The organism is Salegentibacter sp. UBA1130 (assembly GCF_002311535.1).
In the GTDB taxonomy this organism is placed as follows: Bacteria; Bacteroidota; Bacteroidia; order Flavobacteriales; family Flavobacteriaceae; genus Salegentibacter; species Salegentibacter agarivorans.
The window spans coordinates 88,414-114,059 of sequence record NZ_DCAP01000022.1 but is presented as its reverse complement, the minus strand read 5'-3'; the positions used below and the strand labels follow the sequence as shown (position 1 = coordinate 114,059).

Here is a 25,646-nt window from a genome sequence, read left to right as displayed (position 1 = left end):
CATAACTATGAGAATTTTAATAACCGGGGCAGCAGGCTTTATTGGCTTTCATCTATCTGAAAAATTAGTTAAGATAGGGCATACCGTTGTAGGGTTGGATAATATTAATGATTATTATGATCCCCGGTTAAAGTACGATAGGTTAAAGGAACTAGGGATATCAGAGAAGTTTGCTGTAAAATTCAATAAAAGTTGTAAAAGCAGTAAATTTGAAAACTTTGAATTCATAAGATTAAAGCTTGAAGATCGGGAAAATCTTTCTAAACTTTTTGCCCACTATCAGTTTGAAAAAGTGGTAAACCTTGCGGCACAGGCAGGAGTGCGTTATAGTATAGAGAACCCACAAGTATATATTGATAGTAATTTAGTAGGCTTTGCAAATTTATTGGAATGCTGCAGGCGCCACTTCATAAAGCATTTAATCTTTGCCAGTAGTTCCAGTGTTTATGGACAGAATAAAAAGGTGCCATTTTCTACAGAAGATAATGTAGATCATCCTATTAGCCTATATGCTGCAACTAAAAAAAGTAATGAATTAATGGCTCATACCTATAGTCATTTGTACGGATTTCCAACTACAGGTTTGAGATTCTTTACAGTCTATGGTCCTTGGGGAAGACCCGATATGGCGATGTTTCTATTTACAAATGCCATAATGAATGATAAACCTATTAAGGTGTTTAATAATGGTAATCAGGAAAGGGATTTCACTTATATAGACGATATTGTTGCCGGAGTAGTGAAAATCATAGATGCGCAGAATAATGAAGGATATTCCCTATATAACATTGGGAATAGTAAACCGGTAAGCTTACTAGCATTTATTGAAGAAATAGAACAGCAACTAGGGAAATCAGCACAAAAGGAAATGTTGCCTATGCAACCCGGAGATGTTGAAAGAACCTGGGCAGATGTGGAATCTTTAAAAAGGGATTTTGAATATAAACCAAATACCAATATATCGCAGGGGATAGAGAAGTTTGTAAGCTGGTATAAAAGTTATTATACGAAATCATAGTATTTAAATAATTTGAATTAAATGAATAATATACTGGAATTAATTGGAAGAAGTAAGCCTCTTTTTCTAGAGGATATCGCTCAAAATGATGATAAACTTAAATCCATAGTTTCAAATTCGAGGTTCTTAGTTTTAGGGGGAGCTGGTTCCATTGGACAGGCTGTAACTAAAGAAATTTTTAAGAGGAATCCTAAAAAGCTCCATGTAGTGGATCTTAGTGAGAATAATCTTGTCGAGTTAGTAAGAGATATAAGAAGTTCTTTTGGATATATTGATGGAGACTTTAAAACATTTGCATTAGATATTGGTTCTATAGAATATGATGCATTTATAAAAAATAGTGATGGTTATGATTATGTATTGAACCTTTCAGCTCTCAAACATGTAAGAAGTGAAAAAGATCCTTTTACCCTAATGAGAATGATTGAGGTAAATATTTTCAATACCGATAAAACTTTACAACAAGCTATTCAAGGTGGAGCTGGAAAATATTTTTGTGTATCTACAGATAAAGCAGCTAATCCCGTAAATATGATGGGAGCCTCCAAGAGAATTATGGAAATGTTTTTGATGAGAAGAAGTGAAGAAATAGATATTTCTACAGCGAGGTTTGCTAATGTTGCTTTTTCTGATGGATCATTACTTCACGGTTTTAACCAGCGTATACAGAAAAAGCAGCCTATTGTAGCACCAAATGATGTAAAAAGGTATTTTGTCACCCCTCAGGAATCCGGGGAGCTTTGTCTTATGTCCTGTATTTTTGGAGAAAACAGAGATATTTTTTTTCCAAAATTAAGTGAGAAACTGGATCTGATTTCTTTTGCAGATATTGCGGTGAAATATTTAAAACAAATTGGCTATGAACCCTATATATGTAGCTCAGAAGAAGAGGCCAGATCATTGATAGATACCCTGTCTTTAGAAAATAAGTGGCCATGTTTGTTTACTAAAAGTGATACCACCGGAGAAAAGGATTTTGAAGAATTTTTTACGGATAATGAAATTTTGGATCTGAATAGATTCCGAAATCTAGGAATTATTAAGAATGAATTGGAGAACGAAATTGACAAAATTGAATATTTCGAAAAATCGATTAAAGAAAAAAGAACTTCCTTAGACTGGAATAAAAAAGAGGTAGTTGATTTATTCTTTGAAATGATCCCAGGTTTTGGTCATCAGGAGAAAGGTAAATATTTAGATTCAAAAATGTAATATAAAATATTTGAGTGATAGACCTTCTATAGTGTTAATTGGAGGGGGTGGCCATTGCCATTCCGTTCTGGATGTAATTGAGCAGGAGAATCGATTCCATATTTTAGGAATTATTGATGATAACCTCCCTTTGGACCATAAGATTCTAGGTTATAGTGTAATTGGTGCTGATGCTGATATTCCTAAATTCAATGGAGAATCGGTTTATTTTTTAATTACTGTAGGACATATAAAATCATATTCAATAAGATTAAAACTTGCAAAGCTATTGGAGAAACATAAATATAAGTTAGCTTCTGTAATTTCTCCGAGAGCCTATGTTTCATCGCATGCTCGAATAGGGAGGGGGACCGTGGTAATGCATAATGCATTTGTTAATGCAAATGTTGAAATTGGAGATCATTGTATAATTAATACTCATGCAGGGATTGAACATGATGCCGTAATAGGTGATTTTTGTCACATATCTACCGGAGCTATTGTGAATGGAAACTGTATTATTGAGAAAGGATGTTTTTTAGGTAGCAATTCTACGATATCAAATGGAAAAAATATAGTAAGAGATTCTATTATAGGAGCTGGTACTTTTTATAAATAAAACAATTTTAAATGGATTATAACATACCATTATTCGATCTAAATTACGACGAACAGGAAGAAAAAGCTGTAGTTGATGTTCTTCAGTCAAAATGGATTTCCACGGGACCTAGGTCCAGCGAGCTGGAGGATATGTTTTGTGATTACTTCAATGTGGGACACGCGGTAAGTTTGACTAATTGCACTGTTGCTTTACATCTTGCCATGGAAGTTTTAAATATCCAGAAAGGAAATGAGGTAATTTGTCCCTCATTAACTTTTGTGGCAACTGCAAATGCAATTAAATATGTTGGAGCTATACCAGTCTTTGCTGATGTGAAAGGTGAGGATGATTTAACAATAGACCCGGAACAAATAAGAAAACTTATTACCGAAAATACTAAGGCAATAATTGTAATGCATTATGCCGGATTTTCTTGTGAGATGGATGAAATCTTAGCTATTGCCGAGGAACATAATCTTAAGGTTATAGAAGATGCATGTCATGGTCCACTTTCGGAATATAAAGGTAAAAAACTTGGAACTATTGGGGACGTAGGTTGTTTCAGTTTTTTTAGCAACAAAAATTTAAGTACGGGAGAAGGAGGAATGCTTCTAACAAATAATCCGGATTTAGCAGAGAAAGCTAAATTATTGCGTTCACACGGGATGACTACCATGTCTTATAATCGGGCAAAAGGGCATTCTACTTCCTACGATGTAGTGGCTTTAGGTTATAATTACAGAATGGATGATATAAGAGCGAGTCTTGGAATAGTTCAGTTAAAGAAACTTAGGGCAGATCTGGAAAAAAGAAAAAAAGTAAGATTTGCTTACGAACGCGAATTGAAGTCTGTGAAAAATATTACTGTACCTTTTAAAAATCATCCCTATTTTAGTTCAAACTATATATTTCCGGTTATTCTTACTAAAGAGGTTGAAAAAAATAGAGACGAAATCAGGAACTTGCTTCATAAATCAGGAATACAGACTAGTATTCATTATCCTCCTGTTCATTTATTCGATATTTATTATGATGAAAAAGACGAGGGATTAAGCAAAACTGAATCTGTTTATAACAGGTTAATTACCTTACCAATGTATGGTAATTTGTCAGAAGAACAGGTGGAGTATATTTGTAAGAAACTGAAAGAATATGCAGTCTAAAGCAGTTATTTTGATTGGTGGTTTTCACGAGATTATTGAGCAGGTCCAATCTATAGGTCTTGAATTGACGGGTATAATTGATAATAATAAAAAGGGGGAATATTATGGCATCCCGGTTTATGGTGGCGATAGGGAAGCTGAAGCTATCCTTGAACGTTTTCCTGAAAGTAAGTTGATAATCACTCCTGACTCAGGAAGTATCAGAAAAATACTTTTTGAAAAATATTCCTGTTTTAACAATAATTTCTTTACGTTGATTTCAAAGTATTCGATTATTTCCAAGTTTTCTGAAATTGAAGATGGTTGTATCATTAGTCAAAATGTCCACGTATCTTCCGGTGTGAAAATTGGAAGATTCTGCAAACTAAATGTAGGGGCGAATATTATGCATGATTGTAGAATTGGGGATTTCTCTACAATTGCTCCTAATGCTGTTATTTTGGGTAATGTTGAAATCGGATCGAATTGTTATATAGGTGCCAATAGTACCATATTACCAAATGTGAAAATAGGAGATGATGTAACAGTAGGTGCAGGTGCGGTAGTTACTAAAGATGTTATGAACATGAAAATAGTTAAGGGAATACCCGCAAAGTAATATTATATGGAGAATTGGAAAAAGTTAATAATAGCACCTAAGAAGGATATAAGATCTGCTATGCAGCTCATGGATGAAGTTAGATCAAAACTACTTTTTGTTTGCAAGAACGATAAATTCATATCAGTCTTGAGTATTGGTGATATTCAAAGAGCAATACTTGCTAATCATAACTTAAATGAGGAAATCAGTTCAATTTTAAGGGATAATATTATTATAGCCTCAAAAAAGGATAGTGATGAAGAAATAAGAAATCTTATGTTGCAACATCGTATTGAAGCTATGCCGATAATCGATGATGAGAAAAACATTGTAGATGTTATTTTCTGGAATCAGATTTTTCAGGAAAGCGAAACTTTTTCCAATAGTATTATCGATGTACCGGTAATTATCATGGCGGGGGGGAAAGGAACACGACTTAAACCTATAACTAATATTATTCCAAAACCATTAATACCTTTGGGAGAAAAGCCAATCGTGGAATGGATTATTAATTCATTTAATAAAATAGGAGTTGAGGATTTCTATCTAACAGTTAATTATAAGCAGGAAATGATTCGTAGTTATTTTGATAATTTACCGGAAAAAGCATATAATTTAAATTATTTTGAAGAAGATAAACCTCTAGGCACTGCAGGAAGTCTTCATTTACTAAAAAAAGAAATTGACTCGACTTTCTTTGTTACTAATTGCGACATTTTAATAAAAGATGATTATTCTGCCATGCTGAAGTATCATAGAGAAAATGGAAATGAACTTACAGCTATTTGTGCGGTTAAACATTTTGAAGTGCCATATGGAACTATGGAGTTTAAAGAAAATGGTGTTTTAACCCAATTAAAAGAAAAACCAAATTTTAATATGTTCATCAATGCCGGGATGTATATTCTTGAACCGCATTTATTAGAGGAAATTCCGGAAAACGAATTCTTTCACATCACCACGCTTATGGAAAAAATCTTGAACAGAAATGGTAAAGTTGGTGTATTTCCGGTAAGTGAGGGATCCTGGATGGATATAGGTCAATGGGATGAATATAACAAAACCTCTAAGCAGTTAGGTTTTGAAGGAATTAATCTGTAGATATTTTGAATAAAAAAAATGTACTTGTAACTGGTATTGGTCAGGCTAATTATATTTTACAATTATATGGCGAAATTTCACCGAAGTTAGAGAAATTTTCTTTCAATATATTAAATATTAAGCATTTTGGAGATGATGAAATAGTAGATAAAGCTGCTTCTGTTTTTAGTAATACATATGAATCAAAACCTAATTTAAAAAGGTTTCAAACTATACTTCAAGCTTTTTTACCTGTAGTTTTTAATCGTTATTTCTGGAAAGATCTTGGAGTTTATATAGTTGATAAAGGAAACCTAATTTCCAATGGAGGGTTAAGATTGTTTTTAAGACATGTTAATGCCTATTACTATGCTAAATTTATAGAAGACAAAACAAATACTCATGTTATACATTTACATTTTCCAAAACATATTTTCGCGCTTTTCACAAAGTATTTAAAGAAGGATTATGAGATGATATGGACTTATTGGGGGTCTGATATCTTTAGAATTAATTCTTGGAGAGACCATGAAATTCAAAATTCAGGATTACACAATGTGAATGTAGTTACTGCGGCAACTCCTGAAATGGAATTTGCTATACTTACGCGCTTCGGTTTTCAGCACAGTTATAAGATAAAAAGAGCTCGTTTTATACATGATCGCGCTTTTTATGATATTGCAAACACGCTGATAGCTGATCGAAGTTGGGAAATGGAATTTAAAAATTCATTCTCAATTCCTGATAATAAAATTATTATTATGATGGGACATAATGGGCATTTTGAAAATAATCATTATAAATTTATAAAAACAATTAAGTCTCTTCCAAATAATGTTTTAAATGATTTTCATTTGATCTTCCCTTTTTCCTATGGAAATAATAAGGAGGGTTATTTAGAAAAATTACACGACTTATTAAAAGATATGCCATGTTCTTTTCAATTTGTACAAAATTTTTTAGACTGGAAAGACCTTGCAAAGCTTAAAATTGTATCAGATGTGTATGTTCATTGTCCTACGACTGATGGATTAAGTGCCTTTCTAACCGAATTTTTATATACTGGTAATCTGGCTATTGTTGGGGAATGGCTTCCCTATAAAACCTTTAAAAATTTTGGGATTTATTATTCCACTTTCCAGGATTTTGGAGAATTAAAGGATATATTATCAAATTTAAAAGCTCAACTTGAAGATTCGCAGGATTCGCGGATAAAAAACAGGGATATCGTTGCCCGAAATTTTGATATAAGCAAAATAACTAATGAATGGGTGAAAATTTTTAAAGAATTAGAAGAAGACAATTATCATGAAAGTTCAAGCATTTAATGAGTACAAGTAAAACAATTTTTTCTGGTATTTTTTGGACTTCTCTTCAGGCTATTGTTCAAAGATCCTTTCGTTTTATAATAAAATTATTTCTCGCCAGATTACTTTTCCCTGAAGATTTTGGAGTCGTTGGTATGGCAGTAGTATTTACTAGTTTTATACAGGTTTTTAGCGATTTAGGCTTTGGACAAGCCCTCATTCAAAGGAAAACAGAAAAGTTAACTGATAGTTATTTTAATACTGCTTTTTGGACCAATGTAGGTTGGTCTATATTAATATATTTAATCATCGCATTCGTAATTGCTCCATTTTCTAGTTGGTTTTATGGAGAAGAAATTTTAATAAAAATTATACCAGTATTGGGAATAAGTGTGTTGATTAATCCTCTAATTTTAGTTCATCGTGCTCAGCTAACCAAAGAAATGGACTTTAAAAAGCTGGCAGTTATTAATAACACAAGTAGTATTGGTTCTGGGATTTTGGCATTAATGCTAGCATATGGAGGGTTTGGAGTGTGGGCATTAGTTTTTAATTCTATAGCACAATTTATAATTGCAGTCCCACAATATTTTTTTGCCACAGGCTGGAAACCTAAATTTATATGGAAAAAAGAACATTTTAAGGATTTGTTGGGATTTGGTGCTTTTACATCTTTTTCAGCACTAGTGGCCAGATTCGCAAACCAAGGAGATTATCTATTGATAGGTAAGTTTATTGGAAAATTTGAATTAGGACTTTATTCTTTCGCGTTTATTATAACAGACGCGATAAGATCCCAAATTAAAACTGTTATCAATTCTGTTTTATATCCGATCTATTCCAAATATCAGGATGAAAAAACTAAACAATTTAAATTATACACAAAAAGCATATTTTTTAATTCCCTTATAATAGTTCCTCTAATGAGTGTCCTGTTTTTTGATCCTAATTTCTTATTGGTATTCTTCGGAGATAAATGGGAAGGTAGTTTAATTATTATAAAAATAATTGCTGTTTCTTCGGTGATTGAGATCATCACCACGTCATTCCCCAGTTTATTGAGAGCTAATAATTTACCGAGATTGGAATTTAAAATAGAGGTGATTAAAATTATGATCTTTTATTTACCATTAATTTTGATCGGTGTTATATATTATGGTATAATTGGTGCGGCGATTGGAGTTTTAATTTCTAGAATTCTAGGAGCAATTATTAATTTAATAGTAATGGAAAAATGGTTAAAATTATCTTCAGTTATTGTATTGAAAGAATTTTTTAAAGGCTTTCTCCCTTCCTTCCTTTCGATCCTTATTTGTTATTTGATTTTTTCATTCATTAAAATGAACTTTCTATACGAGTCCTTTGTGAAGGTTTTCTTCTTGATTTCTTTAATTGCCGGTTTAACCTTTTTAATCAACCAAAAAGAATTAAAAAGAGTATATATTATTTATAGAAATAGAAATAATAGTTTGTAGGATAAACTGACCAATAATTATGAAAAATTTTGGCTTCTTACCACCAGTATACAATGTATTTATAAATTAAATCTATCATTTAAAGAAAACAACAATTTAAGGTAACTATTTTATGATTTCGATAGTAATAGCAACATATAATTCCGGGAAAACTATTTTAAGGACAATAGAATCTGTACTAAAACAAACGAATGAATGTTGGGAATTAGTTATAATTGATGATGGAAGTATCGATAATACTGAGAAAATCATAAGAGAGATTAAAGATGCTAGAATAAAATATTATTATCAAGCCAACAATGGAGTAAGTTCTGCTCGTAATTTTGGAGTTAATAAAACTTTTGGGGAGTATATTCTTTTTTTAGATGCAGATGATGAATTGATAGACTCAGCAATTGATAGTTTTACAAAAGAACTCCAAAGCAAAAATATTGGTATTTTATCCGGTGCCTATATTGATATTTTTGAAAGAACTAATTATCCGAGAGATAAAGGATATTTTTTTAATAATCATTTAATCAATAATCTCTCTGGAGCCTATATTCTTAAAAAGGAAGTTTTTGAATCGGTTGGTGGGTATGATATTAACCTATCACAATCTGAAAATTGGGAGCTTTTCATTAGGGTGATAAGGGAATGTGAAAAGAGGGATTTAAAAATTGAATCAAAAAAATTTTTAACCTTTAGATATAACAGTGACCACAGTACGGAAAAAAATTTGAAGAGAAATATTAATGCATATAACTCATATTCTTATCTTACTAAGAAGTATGAGAAGGAACCTATGCTTCGATTTTTCTGCGCACAAATTGCAGCCTCTAATGCATATAGAATTGGAAGTAAAAATCATGCCTTAAAGTGGCAATTTGTTGCAATTAAAGTAAAACCTTTTAATGTGAAAGCTTATTTGAGATTTTTTAAATTTCTTATCGGTTATTTAATTTTTTAAATTTTTATGATTTTACAAACTCAAGATTTAATTACCATTATAACTCCAACTTACAACCGTGCACATATTATTTCCAGAGCTATAGAAAGTGTACTTAGCCAAACTTATGAAAACTGGGAATATATAATAGTTGATGATGCTTCCAGTGATAATACTAAAGAAGTCGTAGAATCATTTAAGGATAATAGAATAAAATATATTGCATGCAAAGAAAATGGAGGGAATGCGGTAGCGAGAAATGTTGGCGTGAATGCAGCTAAGGGTAAATATATTGCGTTCTTAGATAGTGATGATGAATATTTACCGGTTTATTTAGAAAAAGCTTTGAGTAAACTAAGTAGTAATGATGAGGCTGATTTTCTCTGGTCTGGTACAAGAACCGTGGCTATAGATAGAAGCTATTCGGAATCTATATGGATACCTAAGTCTAAACGTCAGCCAGATCAATTCCTTTATGAATTACATGTGGGAATTGGGAGGGGTTTCCTAATTAATAGGAAATGTTTTTCCGATTTAAATTTTGATGAGCGATTGAGAACGGCAGTAGATACAGATTTTTTAATCAGGCTCCGGATGAAATTTCAATATACTATATTAGAAGAGATATTACTTTACATACATACTCAACCTGGAAGTGTTAGATCAGACTTTTCAGAAAAGAAAAAATCTTATGCTATTATTATTGATAAACATAAAAAGCTTATAGAAGCGGATAAATACCTCAGATTTAAGTGGTACTATAAATTATTTTGGTTGTCCTTATATGATGGAGATTTCCATCTTGGAAAGAAGGCATATTTAAAAATCAAGTATATCGGTTTAAAACCAAGCTTTTTATGGGCCATTTTTAAGATTTTTCCAAAAAAAACAGCAATCAAATTGCATAAAAAATTATCTAACTAAAACTTGAAAATTTGAATTCTAAACCCGTAGTTTTATTTATAATTGACTCTTTGGAAGTCGGTGGTGCCGAAAAGAGTTTACTCGATATTACCCATAGATTTAGAAGATATACTCCTGTATTTTTAACACTTTATAAAGGGAATTATTTAAAACCCGCATTTTCACAAAAAGATATTAAAGTACATTCCCTTAATCAAGAAAAAAGTATTAATGACAGGATTTTAATTAATCTTATAGAAGAGAAAATTAAAATTATAGATCCCTCAATTATTCATGCTACTCTACTGAAATCTTGTTTAATTTCCAGAAAACTCGATCTAAAAATTAAATCCATTATACTAATTAATAGTTTAGTAAATAATACATATAGTTTACAAAGATATAAAACACTTAATCCTGTGAGAGCTCTGAAACTCTTTAAGACTCAATTACGAGATGCTATTAGTGCTTTTAAAGTTGATTGTTTTTTCTCGAATTCACAAACTATCAAAAATACTACCTCCAAAGCTGTGGGTATCAATAAGAAAAAGATCAAAGTTATATATAGAGGACGGGATGCTGAAAAGTTTAATATTATCGGAAACCAGGTCTTGAGAAGAGATATTTTTAAAGATGCGGATAAAGTGTTTCTGAATGTTGGACGATTAATTCCACAAAAAGGTCAAAAGGATGCTTTATTAGCTTTTGCTGAGTATTTAAATAGAGTGAAAACACGGGATGTATTAGCTATAGCTGGCGCTGGGCCTAATTTAGCATCTCTAACAGTACTTGCATCCAGCCTTGGACTTCAGGATAGAGTAATATTTTTAGGAAGAAGGAATGATATACCAGAATTACTGGCTATTTCAGATTTTTTTGTGTTTCCTTCTTATTATGAAGGTTTGCCAGGATCTTTAATCGAAGCAATATTTTCGAAAACTCCAATAATAACATCTGATATTCCTGAAAACTTAGAATGTGTTAATAAGAGTACCGCTCTAATATATAAAAGCGGAAAAATTAAAGATCTTACTGACAAGTTAATATACGCTCGCAATAATCCTCACCAAATGAACTCAATGATAGAAAAAGGTTATGAATACGCCATGAAAAATTTTAGAATTCAGGAAATTGCTGAAATTTATGAAAATCATTACGATTTACTTTTAGATTGAAAAATGAAAATCCTCCAATTAGTTACTAGAAGGCAATATAGAGGCGCAGAAGTATTCGCTGCTAATCTCAGTTCCGAATTGATAGGATTTGGACATGAAATTATTTTTGCTGGGCTTTATAAGAATGATACTGATATTTTGAGTGTAGAGGGAGCAAAGAATATAGATTTGGTTAATAATAAATCAGGGGTACTTTCTGTAAATCTAATATATTCTATCGTTCAATTGATTAAAAGCGAAAATCCAGATGTAGTACAATGTAATGGTTCAGATACTTTAAAATATATAATAGCAGCTTCATTTTTCACTAAAAATATTCCTATTACCTATAGAAATATCAGCACAATCAGCGAATGGATCGATAGTCCTTTTAAGCTTTCTATTTATAAATTCTTATTTAAAAGAGTAGCCCATGTAACCTCTGTGGGCTCTGAATCTATTGAAGACCTAATAAAAACTTTTAATTATCCTAGAATACAAACTTCGGTAATTAGACGCGGAATTCCTATTAAAACTGTATCCCCACTGAACCCGGATGATACCCTTAGAAAAAAATTTAATTTAAAGGATAATGATAAAATTGTCATGCACGTAGGGAATTTTAGTCCTGAAAAGAATCATGAATTTTTATTAGATATTTTTGGGGTACTCAAGACATCTCATCCTAATATTAAACTTATATTAGTGGGCACCGGAATTACATATAAAAAAGTAATATGTAAAATCCAGGAAATGGACTTGATGAATACCGTTTTTCCTCTTGGTTTTCGTAAAGATATTCCAGAATTGTTATTTCAAGCAAATTGTTTTGCTTTAGTTAGCAAAATTGAAGGTGTTCCCGGCGTAATTCTCGAAGCAGCAAGCCAAAAAGTTCCTAGTGTGGCAACAAATGTTGGAGGTGTCCAGGAGGTTTTAATTAATGGTAAAACCGGTTTTATAATTGACAACTTTGATAAAAAGGACTATTCGGAAAAACTAACACGATTGGTTAATAATCCTCTGTTAAATCAAGAAATGGGAGAAAATGCTTATCGGCTTGTATTACAGGAATTTAATCCTGTAAAAAATGCGAGGAGATTTGAAAATCTTTATTCTCATTTATCCGGTAAAAGCGGTAGGAAGAATAAAAAGCTAAGGATACTTCAAATTATTCAGAAAAAGCAATTCCGGGGCGCAGAGGTTTTTGCCTCACAGTTAAGTACTCACCTACAAAATTCGGGACATGTAGTAAAGGTAGTGAGTATTTATGAAGGAGAAGCCAGGCTTCCCTTTTCAGGAGAAATTGAATCGCTTAAACGGACTAAACTTAGAAGGACTTTTGATCTTTACGGATGGAGAAAACTTTCAGCTATCATCCAATCTTTCCAACCGGACATAGTCCAGGCAAATGCTTCCGATACTCTAAAGTATGCGGTAATGTCTAAACATATATTCAGGTGGAAAGTTCCTTTAATTTACAGAAATGCCAGTACCCCTAGTTTTTATATGAAAACTGTATTGACCAGGAATATAAACGCATTTTTATTAAAAAATGTTGATTTAGTGATATCTGTATCAAAAGCTTCCTTAACAGATCTTAATTCCCTATTTTCTTTCACTAAAAATAAAAGTATAGTAATACCAGTAGGAATAGAAGAAAAACCTAAAATAGATCGAACGATTTCTAATTCCCCTTTCAAAAATAAAGAAATATTTAACCTAATTCATATTGGTTCATTTACTAAAGAGAAAAATCATATTGGCTTATTAAGAATATTTAAAAAAATTTTATGTCAAGACAGGAATGTTCACTTAAATTTAGTCGGTGGTGGCCCAATGCTGCCTAATATTAAAAATACGGTTGATAGAATGGGGATTAAAAACAATATAGATTTTTGGGGAGATATTGAAGATCCTCAAATTTATCTGAGTCATGCAGATGCTTTACTATTACCGAGTAAGATTGAGGGGTTACCCGGGGTTATTTTAGAAGCCATGTATAACCAAACTCCTGTGATCGCCTATAATGTAGGTGGGGTCTCTGAAATAATTGAAAATAATATTACGGGCAAGCTCGTTAGCTTTGGTGATGAGGATAGTTTTTCTAATGCTGTTAGAGAGATTAAGAATAACCCATATCTCACAAATTTGATGGTGAAGAATGCCTTAAAAAAAGTGAGTGAAAATTATAAAAATACTGATATTAAGGAGCTATTTTTAAAAAGTTATAGAGAGATAATATAGTCTATTAGGTTTTAGCGCTCTTCTTTTAGGTTCATTTGAATATGAAATTTCTAAAATTAAAAATTTTATATGGGAATATATAAATTTTATGAATATTCTTTTGGAAGCCGTAATTATAAAAAATTTGTAATTATTGCCGCACCCAGAACAGGGTCTAACTGGTTAGTTAGCCTTTTAAATTCTCATCCAGAGATTACCTGCGAAGGGGAGAAGTATAAAAATATAAAAGGCCAGAGTACCTTGAAGATTTGGAACAAAATCTTCTCCCGAAGAAGTAAAAGAAATAAATATGTTGGTTTCAAATTATTATATAATCAACCCCCGGACCATCAGGATAAAAGTATTTGGGAGATTATAAAAAATGATCAGGATATCTTTATTATTCATTTAAAACGAAATAATTTGCTGGCATCATACGTCTCCTTACAAATAGGTTATAAAACTGGGATTTGGAAAGAGAATGAGGGCACGAAAACTTTGGAAGAGAAAAAGCATACTAAAGTGATTAATATAGATCCAGAAGATTGTGAATCATATTTTTCCTTAGTTACTGATTACTGGAAAGAGGTTTCCGAAAGTTACGAGGAGCATCCATATATTGAAATTTTTTATGAAGATTTGGTTAAAGATAAACAGGGAACGATTAATGAAGTTTTTAATGCTATGCATTTAGATGCTCATAATGTCTCGTCTGATATGGAGAAGCAGAACAAAGAATCTCTGGAAGATTTGATAGAGTATTATGAAGAATTAAAAAGATATTTTAAGGAAACCAAATGGCATTATTTATTTCAAAATTCCCAACCCCAAAAAAGTAATAATTGAAAATGAAAAAAACTAAAATTCTTCATATTATAAAATCTCTGGGTAGGGGCGGTGCCGAAATGCTTTTACCAGAAACCCTTAAGCTTCATGATAAAGAAAAGTTTGAATTCCATTATATTTATTTTCTACCCTGGAAGGATCAAATGGTAGAGACTTTACAATTTGCCGGAGGTAAGGTCACTTGTTTAGAAGCAAAAGATAACATCCGTTTAATGCTTCAGTATAAAAAAATTATTTCATATTGTAAAAAACATGATATTAAGCTTATCCATTGCCATCTTCCCTGGGCTGGTTTTGTAGGAAGATTGGTTTATAAAAAAACAGGTATCCCTGTATTATATACTGAACATAATATGCAGGAAAGATATCATATAGCTACAAAAATTATCAATAAATTCAGTTTTAATTCTCAGAGTATGGCATTCGGCGTCTCTAATGATGTGACTGCTTCTATCCAGAAAAATATTAATCCTACTATTCCTGTCCAAACGCTATTAAACGGCGTAAATACAGATTCATTTAAACCAGGACAGGAATCTTCGGTAAGGAAAGATTTTGGTATTCCGGAAGATGCTGTGGTAATAGGAAATGTAGCGGTATTTCGTTTTCAAAAACGTCTTGTAGAGTGGTTAAGGGTAATTTATGAATTGAGACAGAAAAATGAAAATATCTATGGAATTATCGTTGGAGCGGGCCCATTAGAAGAAGAAATAAAAAAAGAGTGGAAAAGTTTAGGATTGGAAGGAGTGGTATTCTTCCCGGGTTTACAAACAAATGTAAAGCCTTACTTTGAAGCCTTCGATATTTTTATGATGTCTTCTTCCTTTGAGGGTTTACCTATAGCCCTGTTAGAAGCAATGAGTATGGAATGTGCGGTGGTTTCTACCGATGCCGGGGGAATTAAAGAAGTTATTAGAGATATTGAAGATGGATTGATTTGTCCGGTAGATAAATGGGAGGAGCTTTCTTATTTAAGTCAGCGTCTCATAGACCAACCAAAAGAGCTGACTAAATATAAACTTGCGGCCAGAAAAAGAGTGGTTGAAGCCTTTAGCTTAAAAAGAATGGTTGATGAATTGGAAGCTTATTATTCTGAAACAGTAGATGTTTAAGTGGTTTGATTTAGTAGAGTAATCTACCCTGAAAACTAACTTTATATTTGATGATTGAGATTTAAATGATCTTGGGCTTGCTCGAAATCAAGATATATTTTCCAATAATGCTTCTCGGGGCTTGACCCGGGGTATTTTACTTGCTAACAGGTAAGAAAGATTTTTGTTCAAATGCAAGACTTAATAAATCAAAGAAAGAGAGTAGGAGTGGTGATCCTAACCTTTAACCGAATTACACTTTTAAAAATTGCAATTTGCAAAATTTTAAATCAATCTGTTTTAGCAGATGAAATATTGGTAGTAGATAATGCATCCAATGACGGAACTTCAGATTTTTTGAGCAGTAATAAAAACATTACAAATTTACGATTAGAAGAGAATTCAGGACCTGCCGGGGGCTTCTATTATGGGATTAAATATTTTGCAACGAAGAAAAATATTGATTATTTATGGTTAATGGATGATGATTTCTTTCCTGCATACACTTGTCTAGAGACCTTATTAGCGAAAGGTTCAAAACAGACCGTGGTTTACCCTTACGTTAGGGATAAGGACTTTAAAACAAGATTGGATCCGGCCTGGTCTGGCTTGTTAATTCCAATTAACATAGTAAATCAAGTGGGGCTTCCAAAAAAAGAGTTATTTTTTTGGGGTGAGGATACCGAGTATTTAAAACATCGCATTAATGAAGTTCATAAATTTCAATCTAGCTGGATTGCAGCAGCCAAAGGAGTGCATTTTGCTTCTAGAGGAAAAAATTCCCGGGCTCCATGGCGATATTATTATGAATCCCGAAATAATATTTATATCAGATTATATGTAAGAAGAACTTATTTGAATTTAGTTCAAAGAGTATATAAAGCTTTTAAATTTTGGCTTTTACTTTTAGGTGGGATTCTTCTCCAAGAGGATAATAAATTAGAAAAAACAAAGCTTTTTATGCTGGGAACTTTTCATGGAGTTTTTAAAAAACTTGGAAAAACAATAGAACCGGGACCAACTGTTAAATAATCTTGATTTTTAATTTCCGTTATCTACAAATAATCTTAATATATTTTAAAATTCTTGCTAACAGCATAGAATGGCTTAACTTTGCCAGTTCTTTTGCAACTCTGGATATTGAACTGCGTGAGATTACCTTAGAAGTGAGAAGAAGAAAATAAAGAAAATTAAGAATTTGGTGAATATGAAAATAAGGGAAGCTAATCACTCAGATATACCGGAGATTTTAGAAGTTTTAAAAGCCAGTTTGGGAGAAACTTCTTCAAAAAAAAACCAGGATATTTGGAGATTTAAGCATGTTGAAAACCCATTTGGAGAATCACTGGTTTTGTTAGCTGAAGAAAAGGATAATATAATTGGAGTCCGTGCCTTTATGCGATGGCGGTGGCAACAGGGGGAGAATATTTTTTCAGCATTTAGAGCGGTAGATACCGCTACTCACCCTGCACACCAGGGGAAGGGAATTTTCAAAAAGCTTACCTTAAAAGCTTTAGAACTGGGAAAAGAAAGAGGGGATCATTTTGTGTTTAACACACCTAATCAGCAAAGTAAGCCTGGTTATCTTAAGATGGGATGGAAAGAAATTGATAAATTAAATACGCAAATTATTCCTATAATCCCTTTTTTTTGGAATTCAATTTGTGTTCAGCATTATCCTAAACAAACTACAGATCTTAGTTTGAAATTGTTAAGCGTGTGGAATAGTAAGTTAGAAGATTCTTCAAATTTATATACTCCAAAAACAAATGATTATCTTGAATGGCGTTATATAAATAATCCATTACAAGAGTATAGAATAGAAACGACTGAAAATTATTTTATAGCTGCTTATGTAAAACAGCATAAAAAAATTAAAGAATTGCGTATTTCAGAATTAATACTTGTTGATCCCCAATATAAAAAAACCTGTAAATCCTTAATTAAAAAGTGGGCTAAAGAATATGGAGTGCATTTTATTAGTTTAAATTATCCGCTGGGCCCAAGCATTTTTAAATTAAAAGTTTCCGGTAAATTTGGACCGGTTTTAACTTTTAAAAATTTAGAGAGTTCTAGCATTGACCCTAAGGTTTATAGAATAGAGAATTGGGGTTACAGTTTAGGAGATCTTGAATTGTTTTAGATGATAGGAGCATTAGTTTTAATATTATTTTTATTTGCTATAAATCAGGGATTATTTAACTCTTTTTCAAAGAAACATAAATGGTTTTCAAAGAAATTGATGAATTCACTTTTTCTATATCATTTATTTTTCTTTGGAGTTTACTATACCTATGCTGCTTTTAATCCTTCTGATTCCAAAGCCTACTATGGGAGACCTCAAATGAATGATGACTGGTTCTTTTATTTTGGTACGAGTACTACCTTTATTGATTTCATTTCCTGGCCATTTATCAATTTTCTTGGTTTTTCTTATGAGATGATGATGGTACTTTTTGCCTGGCTGGGATATTTGGGATTTGTTTACGCCTATATGTTCTTTAGGGAAAATATACCAATTAAGATTAAGGTTTTTAAAAATTTTGATCTTCTAGTACTAACACTTTTTTTGCCTAATATGCACTTTTGGACGGCGTCGTTAGGTAAGGGTGCTCCAATATTTTTAGGCTTGATGATGTTTGCGTATGCTCTAAAGAATCCAAAGTCCAGGCTTGTAACCCTCATATTAGGATCAGTAATAATCTATTTTATTAGGCCTCACGTATTCCTGTTTGTAGCAGCCGGAACAGTTTTAGGATATATGACGGGAAAAGAGAAAATTTCCTTCGGGAAGAAACTACTTATTTATGTAGGAATGATTGGTGGATTAATTCTGGTTCAGGACCAAATTCTAGGAATGGCGGGCCTGGAAGAATCGGAAAATCTTGTGTCAGACTTTGAAGATTTTTCTGAAGATCGTTCGCAGGGTCTTAGTGAATCGGGTTCTGGAGTAGCCATATCAGATTATCCGTTACCCCTAAAGCTTTTTACATTTTGGTTTAGACCCTTATTTTTTGATGCACCGGGAGTTTTAGGCTTAATTGTCTCGGTTGAGAATCTCCTTTATTTATTGCTTTTTATCAAAATTCTTAAAAAAGATTTTATTTCCTTTTTAAAGAACTCACCTATGTCGGTAAAGATGAGTTTAGTTGTATTCTTTCTTTCTTCTTTTGCCTTAACTTTTGTGATGTCAAACCTCGGGATTATAATGAGACAGAAGTCCATGGTTATGTATTTCCTATTTTTTGTAATTTATTATTATTTAGCACAAAAAAAATATGATAGACTTATTAAGTTGAAAAAAAGAAGAAAAGCTATGTTAAGAAGAAAATTGGAGTTTGACGCTGTTGTAAATACTTAATGAACCATACTAATATCGAGGATATGATCGTCTTCTGTGGTTGTAAAATTATTAATTTGTGATTTGGATTTTTAAATATTAAGAAGTTATGGAAAATGGATCTTTAGTGATTTCTTTAGATTTTGAATTGTTGTGGGGAGTTTTTGATAAGGTGGATTACAATGAAAAAATAGATTATTTTGAAAATACCCGGCAACTAATTCCTTCCCTGCTTCAGCTTTTTGATAAGTATGATGTTCACTCTACCTGGGCTACGGTAGGAATGCTTTTTAATAATAATTGGGACGAATGGAATGCAAATATCCCAGAGTACCTACCTAACTATAATAATGAAAACCTATCTGCATATAGATTTGGAAAATCAATTCAATCAAAGAAGACAGAAAAGCTTTGTTTTGCACCCGATTTAATCAAGAGTATCAAAAACACCAAAGGCCAGGAAATTGGCACCCATACTTACTCACATTATTACTGCCTTGAGCTTGGGCAGGATTCTTTGGCTTTCAAAGCAGATTTAGAGAAAGCTACCAAATTGGCTTCTAATCTGGAAATTGAATTAAAATCGTTGGTATTTCCTAGAAACCAGTATAATTCAGCGTATCTCGAAATTTGCGAAAAATCAGGACTAAATGTTGTTAGAACGAATCCTGACAATTGGTACTGGCAGAATACTCAGAAGGACAGTCTAATTCAAAAAATTTTCAGAACTGGAGATGCTTATTTTGGTCTTCAGGATAAAACTTATAAGTCTTCCGAAATTCACAGGTTTTCTTCCCAGATTACTGGGCAAAAAGCAAGTAGATTGTTGAGGCCATATTCTGGTAAAAAGTTTCTTGACAGCTTAAAATTACAAAGAATTTATAGGGAAATGGAATATGCTGCTCAACATGAAGAACATTATCACTTGTGGTGGCACCCTCATAATTTTGGGGATAGTCCTGCTAAGAATATAAGAGAACTGGAGGGTATACTTGGTTTTTATAAGAAACTAAAAGATAAATATAATATGCAATCTTTAAATATGAACGAATTAAAGCCAAAGGGTTTTTAGGTAAAAGCTTAAAAATTTCAAAAGCTCAGTAATTCTTCTTCGTTCAATATAGTAATTAAGCACCATTTTTGCATAATTATTGGCCCGGGAATTAAAATATGCAGTTAGTTCTTTATTCTTTTTACGCTTATAATATTTTGATAAGTAGCTATAGGTGTTAAATTTGGATTTCAGTTGAAATGGTTTTTCTATCGTGCTCCACATTGCTCGCGAGTGTATTCTGTAGAGACTGGGCTTTATATCTGAAAGATATTTTCCGTCGCCATAATTTCCTAATAAACTTACCCAAAAATTATCTCCATTAAAGGTTTTAGTAAACTCCAGAGGTATGTTTTTTATTAAGTTTCTAAAACACCACGTAGATATAGGAGGCTGAATAAGTGCGCGTTCTAATTCAGCAGATGTAAAATCCCTTTCACTTATTTCTATATCTTTTTTCTTGGGAATATATTGGCCATTTTCATCTATTAATTTCACTTCATGGTAAGTAAAACTGGTTTTAGAATTAGCAAGTAAATAATTAACCTGCTTTTGAAGTTTATATTCATCGGTCCAAACATCATCCCCATCACAATAAGCTATGAATTTCCCTCTACTGGAAAAAAGGTTATATAATGAATTAAAAATTCCTGTGGGCTTAGAAGCAATATTAATATTATTCTCTCTGTGGTGTAAAAATAATCTAATTTTTTCAGGATATTTTTCAGCATAGGCAATGCATATTTCCCTTGTCCCATCTGATGAATCATCATCACCAAGTAGCAGCTCATATTTAAAATGAGTTTTCTGGCAAAGAATAGCATCTAGGCTTTTTTCTATGAAAGAGGCCTGGTTATAAGTTTGGATGCAGATACTCACTAATGGAGATTGCTGGATTTTATTGGGATATTCAGAAACTTCTTTTTTTTCAAAGAGATTCTTAAATTGAGAAAAGTTCATTAAACTATTTATTCGTAATAAACTAAATTTATCAGCAAGTAAAGATAGTATAAAATTATACCTTTGTTTGAACAATTTCACATTAGTATGCTGTTTAAGCAATTTTTCAGAAAACAATTTAGCTACCTACTATTTTTTTATTCTTATCTTAAATGGAGAGTATTTTTAAGTTTTTTTTTAAGTTTTTTGACTGGTGTCTTAGATGGATTAGGGCTTGCCCTTTTTATTCCTCTGTTGCAAATAGTATTTAGTGAAAAGGAAGAAACTGAAATACCTGGAAGCCATTTCTTAGATAAATTATTTTTTGATTGGTTAGGTTTAGAGCCAAAACTCTTAATTGTATTTATAATTATTTTTTTATTATTCAGTTTAAAAGGAATGGTAAAGTTTTTGGATGCATACCTCGGAGTACTATGGCAGCAAAAGATGATGCGAAAAATAAGGTTTAATAGCATCTCTCTTTTTAGTAATTATAGATATCCGTCTTTTGTAAGTCTTGATACAGGGAGGGTGCAAAATACCCTTGGAAGCGATGTTGCCAGGATAAGCGTGGCTTATAAATTTTATTTTAAAACCATCAATTTCTTTGTTTTAGTCCTGGCCTATTTCTTTTTATCGATGGGTGTTGATTGGAAATTTACCCTATTGGTTGTGTTAGGAGGTCTGTTTATAAGTCTTTTTTCCAAATTTCTATATAGGCGCACCAAATATTTTTCTAAAAAACTTGTTTTGGAAACTAGTTACTACCATAAGTTATTAATAGAAAATATAAATCTGTTTAAATATTTAAAAGCCACTGGATTAATTAACTCATATGTGGATAAATTAAAGTTGAGTATTGTAAAAATGGAAAAGGTTCAAAAACGATTAGGGGCGGTAGATGCAGTTCTTATGGGAATAAAAGAACCTTTGATAATACTCGTGATTTTTGGTGCCATTCTCTTATACATTCAATTCTTTAATCAGGAAATTACAAGTGTATTACTAAACTTAATTTTGATTTACAGAGCTTTTTCTTTTTTTATGGCTTCCCAGCAACAGTGGAATTTATTTTTAGGAAATTCAGGTAGTCTTGAGAACTTACAAAGCTTTGATAAAATATTGCAAAAAGATCAGGAAAATTATGGGGGCGATAAAATAATTAAAAAATTGAAGCATGGTTTAACCTTAAAAAATGTTAGTTTTAGTTATAAAATTAACCAGGACCAAACTTTAAAGAATATTTCCATTAATATAGAAAAGAATAGTAGTGTTGCTATAGTAGGATCCAGTGGTTCTGGCAAAACCACATTAATGAATATTTTGACCGGATTATTGATTCCTCTTAAAGGTGATTTCTATGTGGATGATATTAATTTTAAAGAAATTGATCATAGATCTTATAGAAACTTATTAGGGTATATAGTTCAAGATGCTACAATTTTTAATGATACTCTATTTAATAATGTAAGTTTTTGGGAAGAGAAAAATGAATCGAATCTTATTAGGTTTTATAAAGCAGTGAAACAGGCTAATATATATGATTTTATTTCCAGTTTACCTAAAAAAGAAGAAACGCTATTGGGAGTGAATGGGGTAAACATTAGTGGGGGGCAAAAGCAAAGAATATCTATTGCCCGGGAACTTTATAAAAACGCTGAAATCTTATTAATGGATGAAGCCACCTCTTCTCTTGATACACAAACAGAATTTGAAATTCAAAAGAATATTGAGGATTTAAAAGGAAACTATACATTTATTACAATAGCGCATCGCTTAACTACCGTAAAAAAAGCCGATATGATCATTTTGTTAGAAGATGGTGAAATTCAAGCTACAGGAAGCTACGATGAGTTATTAAAATCTTCAAAGTCATTTAGGAAAATGGTTGAATTACAGGAATTATAAAATGACAAAACAATCAACTAATAAGCTAGCAATTCTGGATTGTACCCTGCGGGATGGAGGCTATTATACTAATTGGGATTTTGATGAAAATCTTGTAGATAATTATCTTTCTGCGATGAACGAATTGCCAATAGATATTATTGAAATAGGGTATAAATCACCAGCAAAAGACAACTATGCAGGTGGGCATTTTTACCTGCCAAATTTTGTAATTGAAAGAATAAAAAATCAGACTAAAAAAGATCTTGCAATAATTTTAAATGAAAAGGATGTTCTGGCACATGAAGCTGAAGTTCTTTTAACACCCTGCATAGATAAAATTAAACTAATTCGGCTAGCCGTGGCTCCCCAGAACTTTCTACGCGGCATAGAATTGGCAGAAGAGGTGAAAAAACTTGGTTTTCGGGTCGCCTTTAATTTAATGTATGCCAGTAAATGGGATGCTAACTTTCCAGACCAACAGCAACTTGAATTACTGAATAGAAACTGTAATTATTTTTATGTTGTTGATTCCTATGGAGCACTGTTCCCCCAGGATATAAAAAATATTTTTAAGTATCTAAAATCAGAACTCACTATTCCTCTTGGTTTTCATAGTCATAATAATCTTGAAATGGCACTTGCTAACACATTAGAAGCTATTAATTGTGGGGTGAATATAATTGATACTACTATAGATGGAATGGGTAGGGGAGCCGGTAATTTGAAGACAGAATTGCTCCTAACTGTTTTGTACCAACGAGGTATAATGGAAATAGATTTTGATATTTTAAATAAAACAGTAGATGCCTTTCTTAGAATAAAATCAAAGTACAATTGGGGCACCAACCTGGCATATATGGTTTCCGGCAGTTTCTCGCTTCCTCAGAATAAGGTAATAGAACAGGTTAATAAAAGATATTTTTCATTAAATGATATCGTGCGGGAAGTGATAGAAGATGCTGGTCAATTAAGTAGAAAGTCTTCGATGGAGGTTTTTAATCCAGACACCTCTTGTTCTCAGGTTTTAATAATTGGAGGGGGGAAGTCGGCAGAAGTTCATAAGACCGCTATTCATAATTTTCTTAAAAACAAATCAGAAATTCCTATAATTTTCGCCAGTTCAAAAAATACCAGAATATTCAGGGACTTTAAAAATCCACAGATTCATTTAATTCCTGGAAAAGAACTACAACGGCTCAAAGATTATTTATCACTAAAAGAAATAAAAAATCGTATTCTGATAGGGCCACCATCTTTGGAGTCTTTAGAAGATACAGAAAACCTGAAAATTTTTAATTTATCTTCAGAAGGAAAATATCGTTTTCCTGGCTCAGTAACCGAGTATTGCTTGAAAGTAGCAAAAGCTTTCAAAGCTGAGAGAATTTACCTAATTGGTTATGATGGTTATGGTAATTTCTTTAATAAGGCTCAACAAGAATTATTCGAAGAAAATAAGACAGTCTTTAATCATTATCAGAAAGAAAATTTTCAGATTACTGCGATAACCCCTTCTGATTATGATGTTAAGAAATCTTCTATCTATTCCTTTTTTCAATGAAGTATTCAATTTTTATACCAGTAAGAAGTGGGAGCGAGAGAATTATTAATAAAAATACTCGCGATTTTGCAGGAGATAGAGGTGGATTGTTGAATTTTAAATTAAATCAAATGCTAAATTTATCGCAGGATTTCGAAGTAGTGGTTTCCACCAATGATGAGGAGTGTTATAAAGTTAGTAATAGTTATAAAGAAAAAATCCAAAACTTGAAAATAATCGATAGACCTAATGCATTGGCACGGTCTAATACTCCATTAAAGGAACTCATTAGTTACGCGGGAGGGGTATGCGCTGGAGAGTCAATTTTATGGACCCATGTAACTTCACCATTCTGTGGTGAAAATGAGTATCAAGAAGCGATTAAATTATATGAACAAGGCCGGAAAACAAACTATGATTCGCTAATATCTGGAAGGGATTACAAAGAGTTTCTGTTGGAGAAAGCAACGGGTAAAATTATAAATAATAATACGAAATTGACCTGGCCAAGAACTCAAGATTTGTCTGACTTGTTTGAAATAAACAATGCCATATTCTTAACCACCCGGGAAAATTATAAAAACGGAAATAGAACTGGATCAAAACCAATTTTATACACCCAAAATAAAATGGTTTCCCTGGATATAGATTATGAAGAAGATTTTATGATAGCAGAAGCAATATATGATAGATTTTATAGATAAATCGGTAATATTATGGGACTTCGACGGGGTGATTTTAGACTCGATGCCCACAAGGGGATACGGTTTTAAGAAAGTTCTCGAGGATTATCCAGATAATGAGGTTGAGAAACTTTTGATTTTTCATAAAGAAAATGGCGGATTATCACGTTATGTGAAATTTCGATATTTCTTTGAAGAAGTTAGAGATGAATCATTAAGCGAAGAAGAATTGAGTAGACTTGCAAATAGTTATTCTGAAATAATGAGGGAGAAACTATGTGAAAGCGAAAATTTGATTTCAGAAACTGTAAATTACATTAAGAAAAACCAGTATAGTTTTACCATGCATATTGTTTCTGGGTCAGATGGAAACGAGTTAAGGTATTTATGTGATCAATTAAATATCTCTCAGTATTTTAAAACCATAGAGGGATCTCCAACCCCAAAAATTAAACTGATAGGAAATTTGATTCAAAAATTTAATTATACTCCAAAAGAGCTTTGCTTAATTGGAGATTCTAAAAATGATTTGGAGGCCGCTGAAGCAAATAAAATTGATTTCTTTGGTTATAATAATAGGTCTCTAAAAGGTAAAGGAAAAAATTATATAATTTCATTTTCTTGAAGCTACTAAATTCTTTTTACG

23 protein-coding genes are annotated in these 25,646 nt (G+C 32.0%); 22 read left to right on the top strand and 1 reads right to left on the bottom strand.

The window, feature by feature from the left end:
* Positions 1 to 7: 7 nt before the first annotated feature.
* From B4F31_RS08890 to B4F31_RS08805, 18 genes are all read left to right on the top strand, one after another.
* Positions 8 to 1,018 carry an NAD-dependent epimerase gene (locus B4F31_RS08890; RefSeq protein WP_286761134.1) on the top strand — a complete coding sequence of 337 codons (1,011 nt, stop codon included), beginning with the start codon at positions 8 to 10 and terminating at the stop codon, positions 1,016 to 1,018.
* A 21-nt stretch (positions 1,019 to 1,039) separates the two neighbouring features.
* Complete coding sequence (locus B4F31_RS08885; RefSeq protein WP_286761133.1) at positions 1,040 to 2,230, top strand: UDP-N-acetylglucosamine 4,6-dehydratase; 1,191 nt, start codon at positions 1,040 to 1,042, stop codon at positions 2,228 to 2,230.
* A gap of 10 nt (positions 2,231 to 2,240) precedes the next feature.
* Positions 2,241 to 2,828, top strand: a complete 588-nt coding sequence (locus tag B4F31_RS08880; RefSeq protein ID WP_286761132.1) for an acetyltransferase — start codon at positions 2,241 to 2,243, stop codon at positions 2,826 to 2,828.
* A gap of 11 nt (positions 2,829 to 2,839) precedes the next feature.
* Positions 2,840 to 3,973, top strand: a complete 1,134-nt coding sequence (locus B4F31_RS08875; RefSeq protein ID WP_286761131.1) for a DegT/DnrJ/EryC1/StrS family aminotransferase — start codon at positions 2,840 to 2,842, stop codon at positions 3,971 to 3,973.
* Entirely contained in the window at positions 3,963 to 4,571 is a 609-nt protein-coding gene (locus B4F31_RS08870) for an acetyltransferase (RefSeq protein WP_286761130.1), read from the top strand. The genes B4F31_RS08875 and B4F31_RS08870 overlap by 11 nt, the downstream gene beginning before the upstream one ends.
* Before the next feature lie 6 nt (positions 4,572 to 4,577).
* Positions 4,578 to 5,654, top strand: coding sequence for a nucleotidyltransferase family protein (locus B4F31_RS08865; RefSeq protein ID WP_286761129.1), 1,077 nt, complete (start codon positions 4,578 to 4,580; stop codon positions 5,652 to 5,654).
* A gap of 5 nt (positions 5,655 to 5,659) precedes the next feature.
* Positions 5,660 to 6,961 carry a hypothetical protein gene (locus B4F31_RS08860; RefSeq protein WP_286761128.1) on the top strand — a complete coding sequence of 434 codons (1,302 nt, stop codon included), beginning with the start codon at positions 5,660 to 5,662 and terminating at the stop codon, positions 6,959 to 6,961.
* Complete coding sequence (locus tag B4F31_RS08855) at positions 6,961 to 8,415, top strand: lipopolysaccharide biosynthesis protein (protein WP_286761127.1); 1,455 nt, start codon at positions 6,961 to 6,963, stop codon at positions 8,413 to 8,415. Before B4F31_RS08860 ends, B4F31_RS08855 begins: the two co-directional genes overlap by 1 nt.
* Before the next feature lie 112 nt (positions 8,416 to 8,527).
* Positions 8,528 to 9,364 (top strand): glycosyltransferase family 2 protein, encoded by an 837-nt coding sequence (locus B4F31_RS08850; RefSeq protein ID WP_286761126.1) that lies wholly within the window; start codon positions 8,528 to 8,530, stop codon positions 9,362 to 9,364.
* Between the two features lie 6 nt (positions 9,365 to 9,370).
* Positions 9,371 to 10,267, top strand: a complete 897-nt coding sequence (locus tag B4F31_RS08845; protein WP_286761125.1) for a glycosyltransferase family 2 protein — start codon at positions 9,371 to 9,373, stop codon at positions 10,265 to 10,267.
* A gap of 11 nt (positions 10,268 to 10,278) precedes the next feature.
* Positions 10,279 to 11,421, top strand: coding sequence for a glycosyltransferase (locus tag B4F31_RS08840; RefSeq protein ID WP_286761124.1), 1,143 nt, complete (start codon positions 10,279 to 10,281; stop codon positions 11,419 to 11,421).
* Positions 11,422 to 11,424: 3 nt separating this feature from the next.
* Positions 11,425 to 13,644, top strand: coding sequence for a glycosyltransferase family 4 protein (locus B4F31_RS08835; RefSeq protein ID WP_286761123.1), 2,220 nt, complete (start codon positions 11,425 to 11,427; stop codon positions 13,642 to 13,644).
* A gap of 69 nt (positions 13,645 to 13,713) precedes the next feature.
* Complete coding sequence (locus tag B4F31_RS08830; RefSeq protein ID WP_286761122.1) at positions 13,714 to 14,469, top strand: Stf0 family sulfotransferase; 756 nt, start codon at positions 13,714 to 13,716, stop codon at positions 14,467 to 14,469.
* A 2-nt stretch (positions 14,470 to 14,471) separates the two neighbouring features.
* The gene (locus B4F31_RS08825; protein ID WP_286761121.1) at positions 14,472 to 15,581 is read left to right on the top strand and encodes a glycosyltransferase; all 1,110 of its coding nucleotides are present in this window, start codon (positions 14,472 to 14,474) and stop codon (positions 15,579 to 15,581) included.
* A 171-nt stretch (positions 15,582 to 15,752) separates the two neighbouring features.
* Positions 15,753 to 16,592 (top strand): glycosyltransferase family 2 protein, encoded by an 840-nt coding sequence (locus tag B4F31_RS08820; RefSeq protein ID WP_286761120.1) that lies wholly within the window; start codon positions 15,753 to 15,755, stop codon positions 16,590 to 16,592.
* 175 nt (positions 16,593 to 16,767) lie between these two features.
* A complete protein-coding gene (locus B4F31_RS08815) occupies positions 16,768 to 17,703 on the top strand; it encodes a GNAT family N-acetyltransferase (RefSeq protein ID WP_286761119.1) in 936 nt (311 codons plus the stop codon).
* Positions 17,704 to 17,802: 99 nt separating this feature from the next.
* On the top strand, positions 17,803 to 18,921 hold the full coding sequence (locus B4F31_RS08810) for a hypothetical protein (protein ID WP_286761118.1): 1,119 nt from the start codon (positions 17,803 to 17,805) through the stop codon (positions 18,919 to 18,921).
* A gap of 88 nt (positions 18,922 to 19,009) precedes the next feature.
* Entirely contained in the window at positions 19,010 to 19,972 is a 963-nt protein-coding gene (locus B4F31_RS08805; protein ID WP_286761117.1) for a polysaccharide deacetylase family protein, read from the top strand.
* Here the strand turns inward: B4F31_RS08805 and B4F31_RS08800 are convergent.
* On the bottom strand, positions 19,952 to 20,911 hold the full coding sequence (locus B4F31_RS08800; RefSeq protein WP_286761116.1) for a glycosyltransferase: 960 nt from the start codon (positions 20,909 to 20,911) through the stop codon (positions 19,952 to 19,954). The genes B4F31_RS08805 and B4F31_RS08800 overlap by 21 nt on opposite strands.
* Before the next feature lie 87 nt (positions 20,912 to 20,998).
* Here B4F31_RS08800 and B4F31_RS08795 point away from each other — a divergent pair, with 87 nt between their 5' ends.
* The 4 genes from B4F31_RS08795 to B4F31_RS08780 are packed head-to-tail and all read left to right on the top strand — an operon-like array spanning position 20,999 to position 25,625.
* A complete protein-coding gene (locus B4F31_RS08795) occupies positions 20,999 to 22,798 on the top strand; it encodes an ABC transporter ATP-binding protein (protein WP_286761160.1) in 1,800 nt (599 codons plus the stop codon).
* 1 nt (position 22,799) lies between these two features.
* The gene (locus tag B4F31_RS08790) at positions 22,800 to 24,338 is read left to right on the top strand and encodes a hypothetical protein (RefSeq protein ID WP_286761115.1); all 1,539 of its coding nucleotides are present in this window, start codon (positions 22,800 to 22,802) and stop codon (positions 24,336 to 24,338) included.
* Complete coding sequence (locus B4F31_RS08785) at positions 24,335 to 25,021, top strand: cytidylyltransferase domain-containing protein (RefSeq protein ID WP_286761114.1); 687 nt, start codon at positions 24,335 to 24,337, stop codon at positions 25,019 to 25,021. The genes B4F31_RS08790 and B4F31_RS08785 overlap by 4 nt, the downstream gene beginning before the upstream one ends.
* Complete coding sequence (locus B4F31_RS08780; RefSeq protein WP_286761113.1) at positions 25,002 to 25,625, top strand: HAD family hydrolase; 624 nt, start codon at positions 25,002 to 25,004, stop codon at positions 25,623 to 25,625. The genes B4F31_RS08785 and B4F31_RS08780 overlap by 20 nt, the downstream gene beginning before the upstream one ends.
* Positions 25,626 to 25,646: the final 21 nt, after the last annotated feature.

Coding starts and splice junctions, on each gene's coding strand:
- B4F31_RS08850 (WP_286761126.1), top strand. CDS start 8,528: ATGATTTCGATAGTAATAGCAACATATAATTCCGGGAAAACTATTTTA.
- B4F31_RS08800 (WP_286761116.1), bottom strand. CDS start 20,911: ATGAACTTTTCTCAATTTAAGAATCTCTTTGAAAAAAAAGAAGTTTCT.
- B4F31_RS08825 (WP_286761121.1), top strand. CDS start 14,472: ATGAAAAAAACTAAAATTCTTCATATTATAAAATCTCTGGGTAGGGGC.
- B4F31_RS08810 (WP_286761118.1), top strand. CDS start 17,803: ATGAATTCACTTTTTCTATATCATTTATTTTTCTTTGGAGTTTACTAT.
- B4F31_RS08830 (WP_286761122.1), top strand. CDS start 13,714: ATGGGAATATATAAATTTTATGAATATTCTTTTGGAAGCCGTAATTAT.
- B4F31_RS08780 (WP_286761113.1), top strand. CDS start 25,002: ATGATAGATTTTATAGATAAATCGGTAATATTATGGGACTTCGACGGG.
- B4F31_RS08835 (WP_286761123.1), top strand. CDS start 11,425: ATGAAAATCCTCCAATTAGTTACTAGAAGGCAATATAGAGGCGCAGAA.
- B4F31_RS08790 (WP_286761115.1), top strand. CDS start 22,800: ATGACAAAACAATCAACTAATAAGCTAGCAATTCTGGATTGTACCCTG.
- B4F31_RS08795 (WP_286761160.1), top strand. CDS start 20,999: ATGCTGTTTAAGCAATTTTTCAGAAAACAATTTAGCTACCTACTATTT.
- B4F31_RS08870 (WP_286761130.1), top strand. CDS start 3,963: ATGCAGTCTAAAGCAGTTATTTTGATTGGTGGTTTTCACGAGATTATT.
- B4F31_RS08845 (WP_286761125.1), top strand. CDS start 9,371: ATGATTTTACAAACTCAAGATTTAATTACCATTATAACTCCAACTTAC.
- B4F31_RS08890 (WP_286761134.1), top strand. CDS start 8: ATGAGAATTTTAATAACCGGGGCAGCAGGCTTTATTGGCTTTCATCTA.
- B4F31_RS08875 (WP_286761131.1), top strand. CDS start 2,840: ATGGATTATAACATACCATTATTCGATCTAAATTACGACGAACAGGAA.
- B4F31_RS08855 (WP_286761127.1), top strand. CDS start 6,961: ATGAGTACAAGTAAAACAATTTTTTCTGGTATTTTTTGGACTTCTCTT.
- B4F31_RS08805 (WP_286761117.1), top strand. CDS start 19,010: ATGGAAAATGGATCTTTAGTGATTTCTTTAGATTTTGAATTGTTGTGG.
- B4F31_RS08885 (WP_286761133.1), top strand. CDS start 1,040: ATGAATAATATACTGGAATTAATTGGAAGAAGTAAGCCTCTTTTTCTA.
- B4F31_RS08815 (WP_286761119.1), top strand. CDS start 16,768: ATGAAAATAAGGGAAGCTAATCACTCAGATATACCGGAGATTTTAGAA.
- B4F31_RS08820 (WP_286761120.1), top strand. CDS start 15,753: ATGCAAGACTTAATAAATCAAAGAAAGAGAGTAGGAGTGGTGATCCTA.
- B4F31_RS08785 (WP_286761114.1), top strand. CDS start 24,335: ATGAAGTATTCAATTTTTATACCAGTAAGAAGTGGGAGCGAGAGAATT.
- B4F31_RS08865 (WP_286761129.1), top strand. CDS start 4,578: ATGGAGAATTGGAAAAAGTTAATAATAGCACCTAAGAAGGATATAAGA.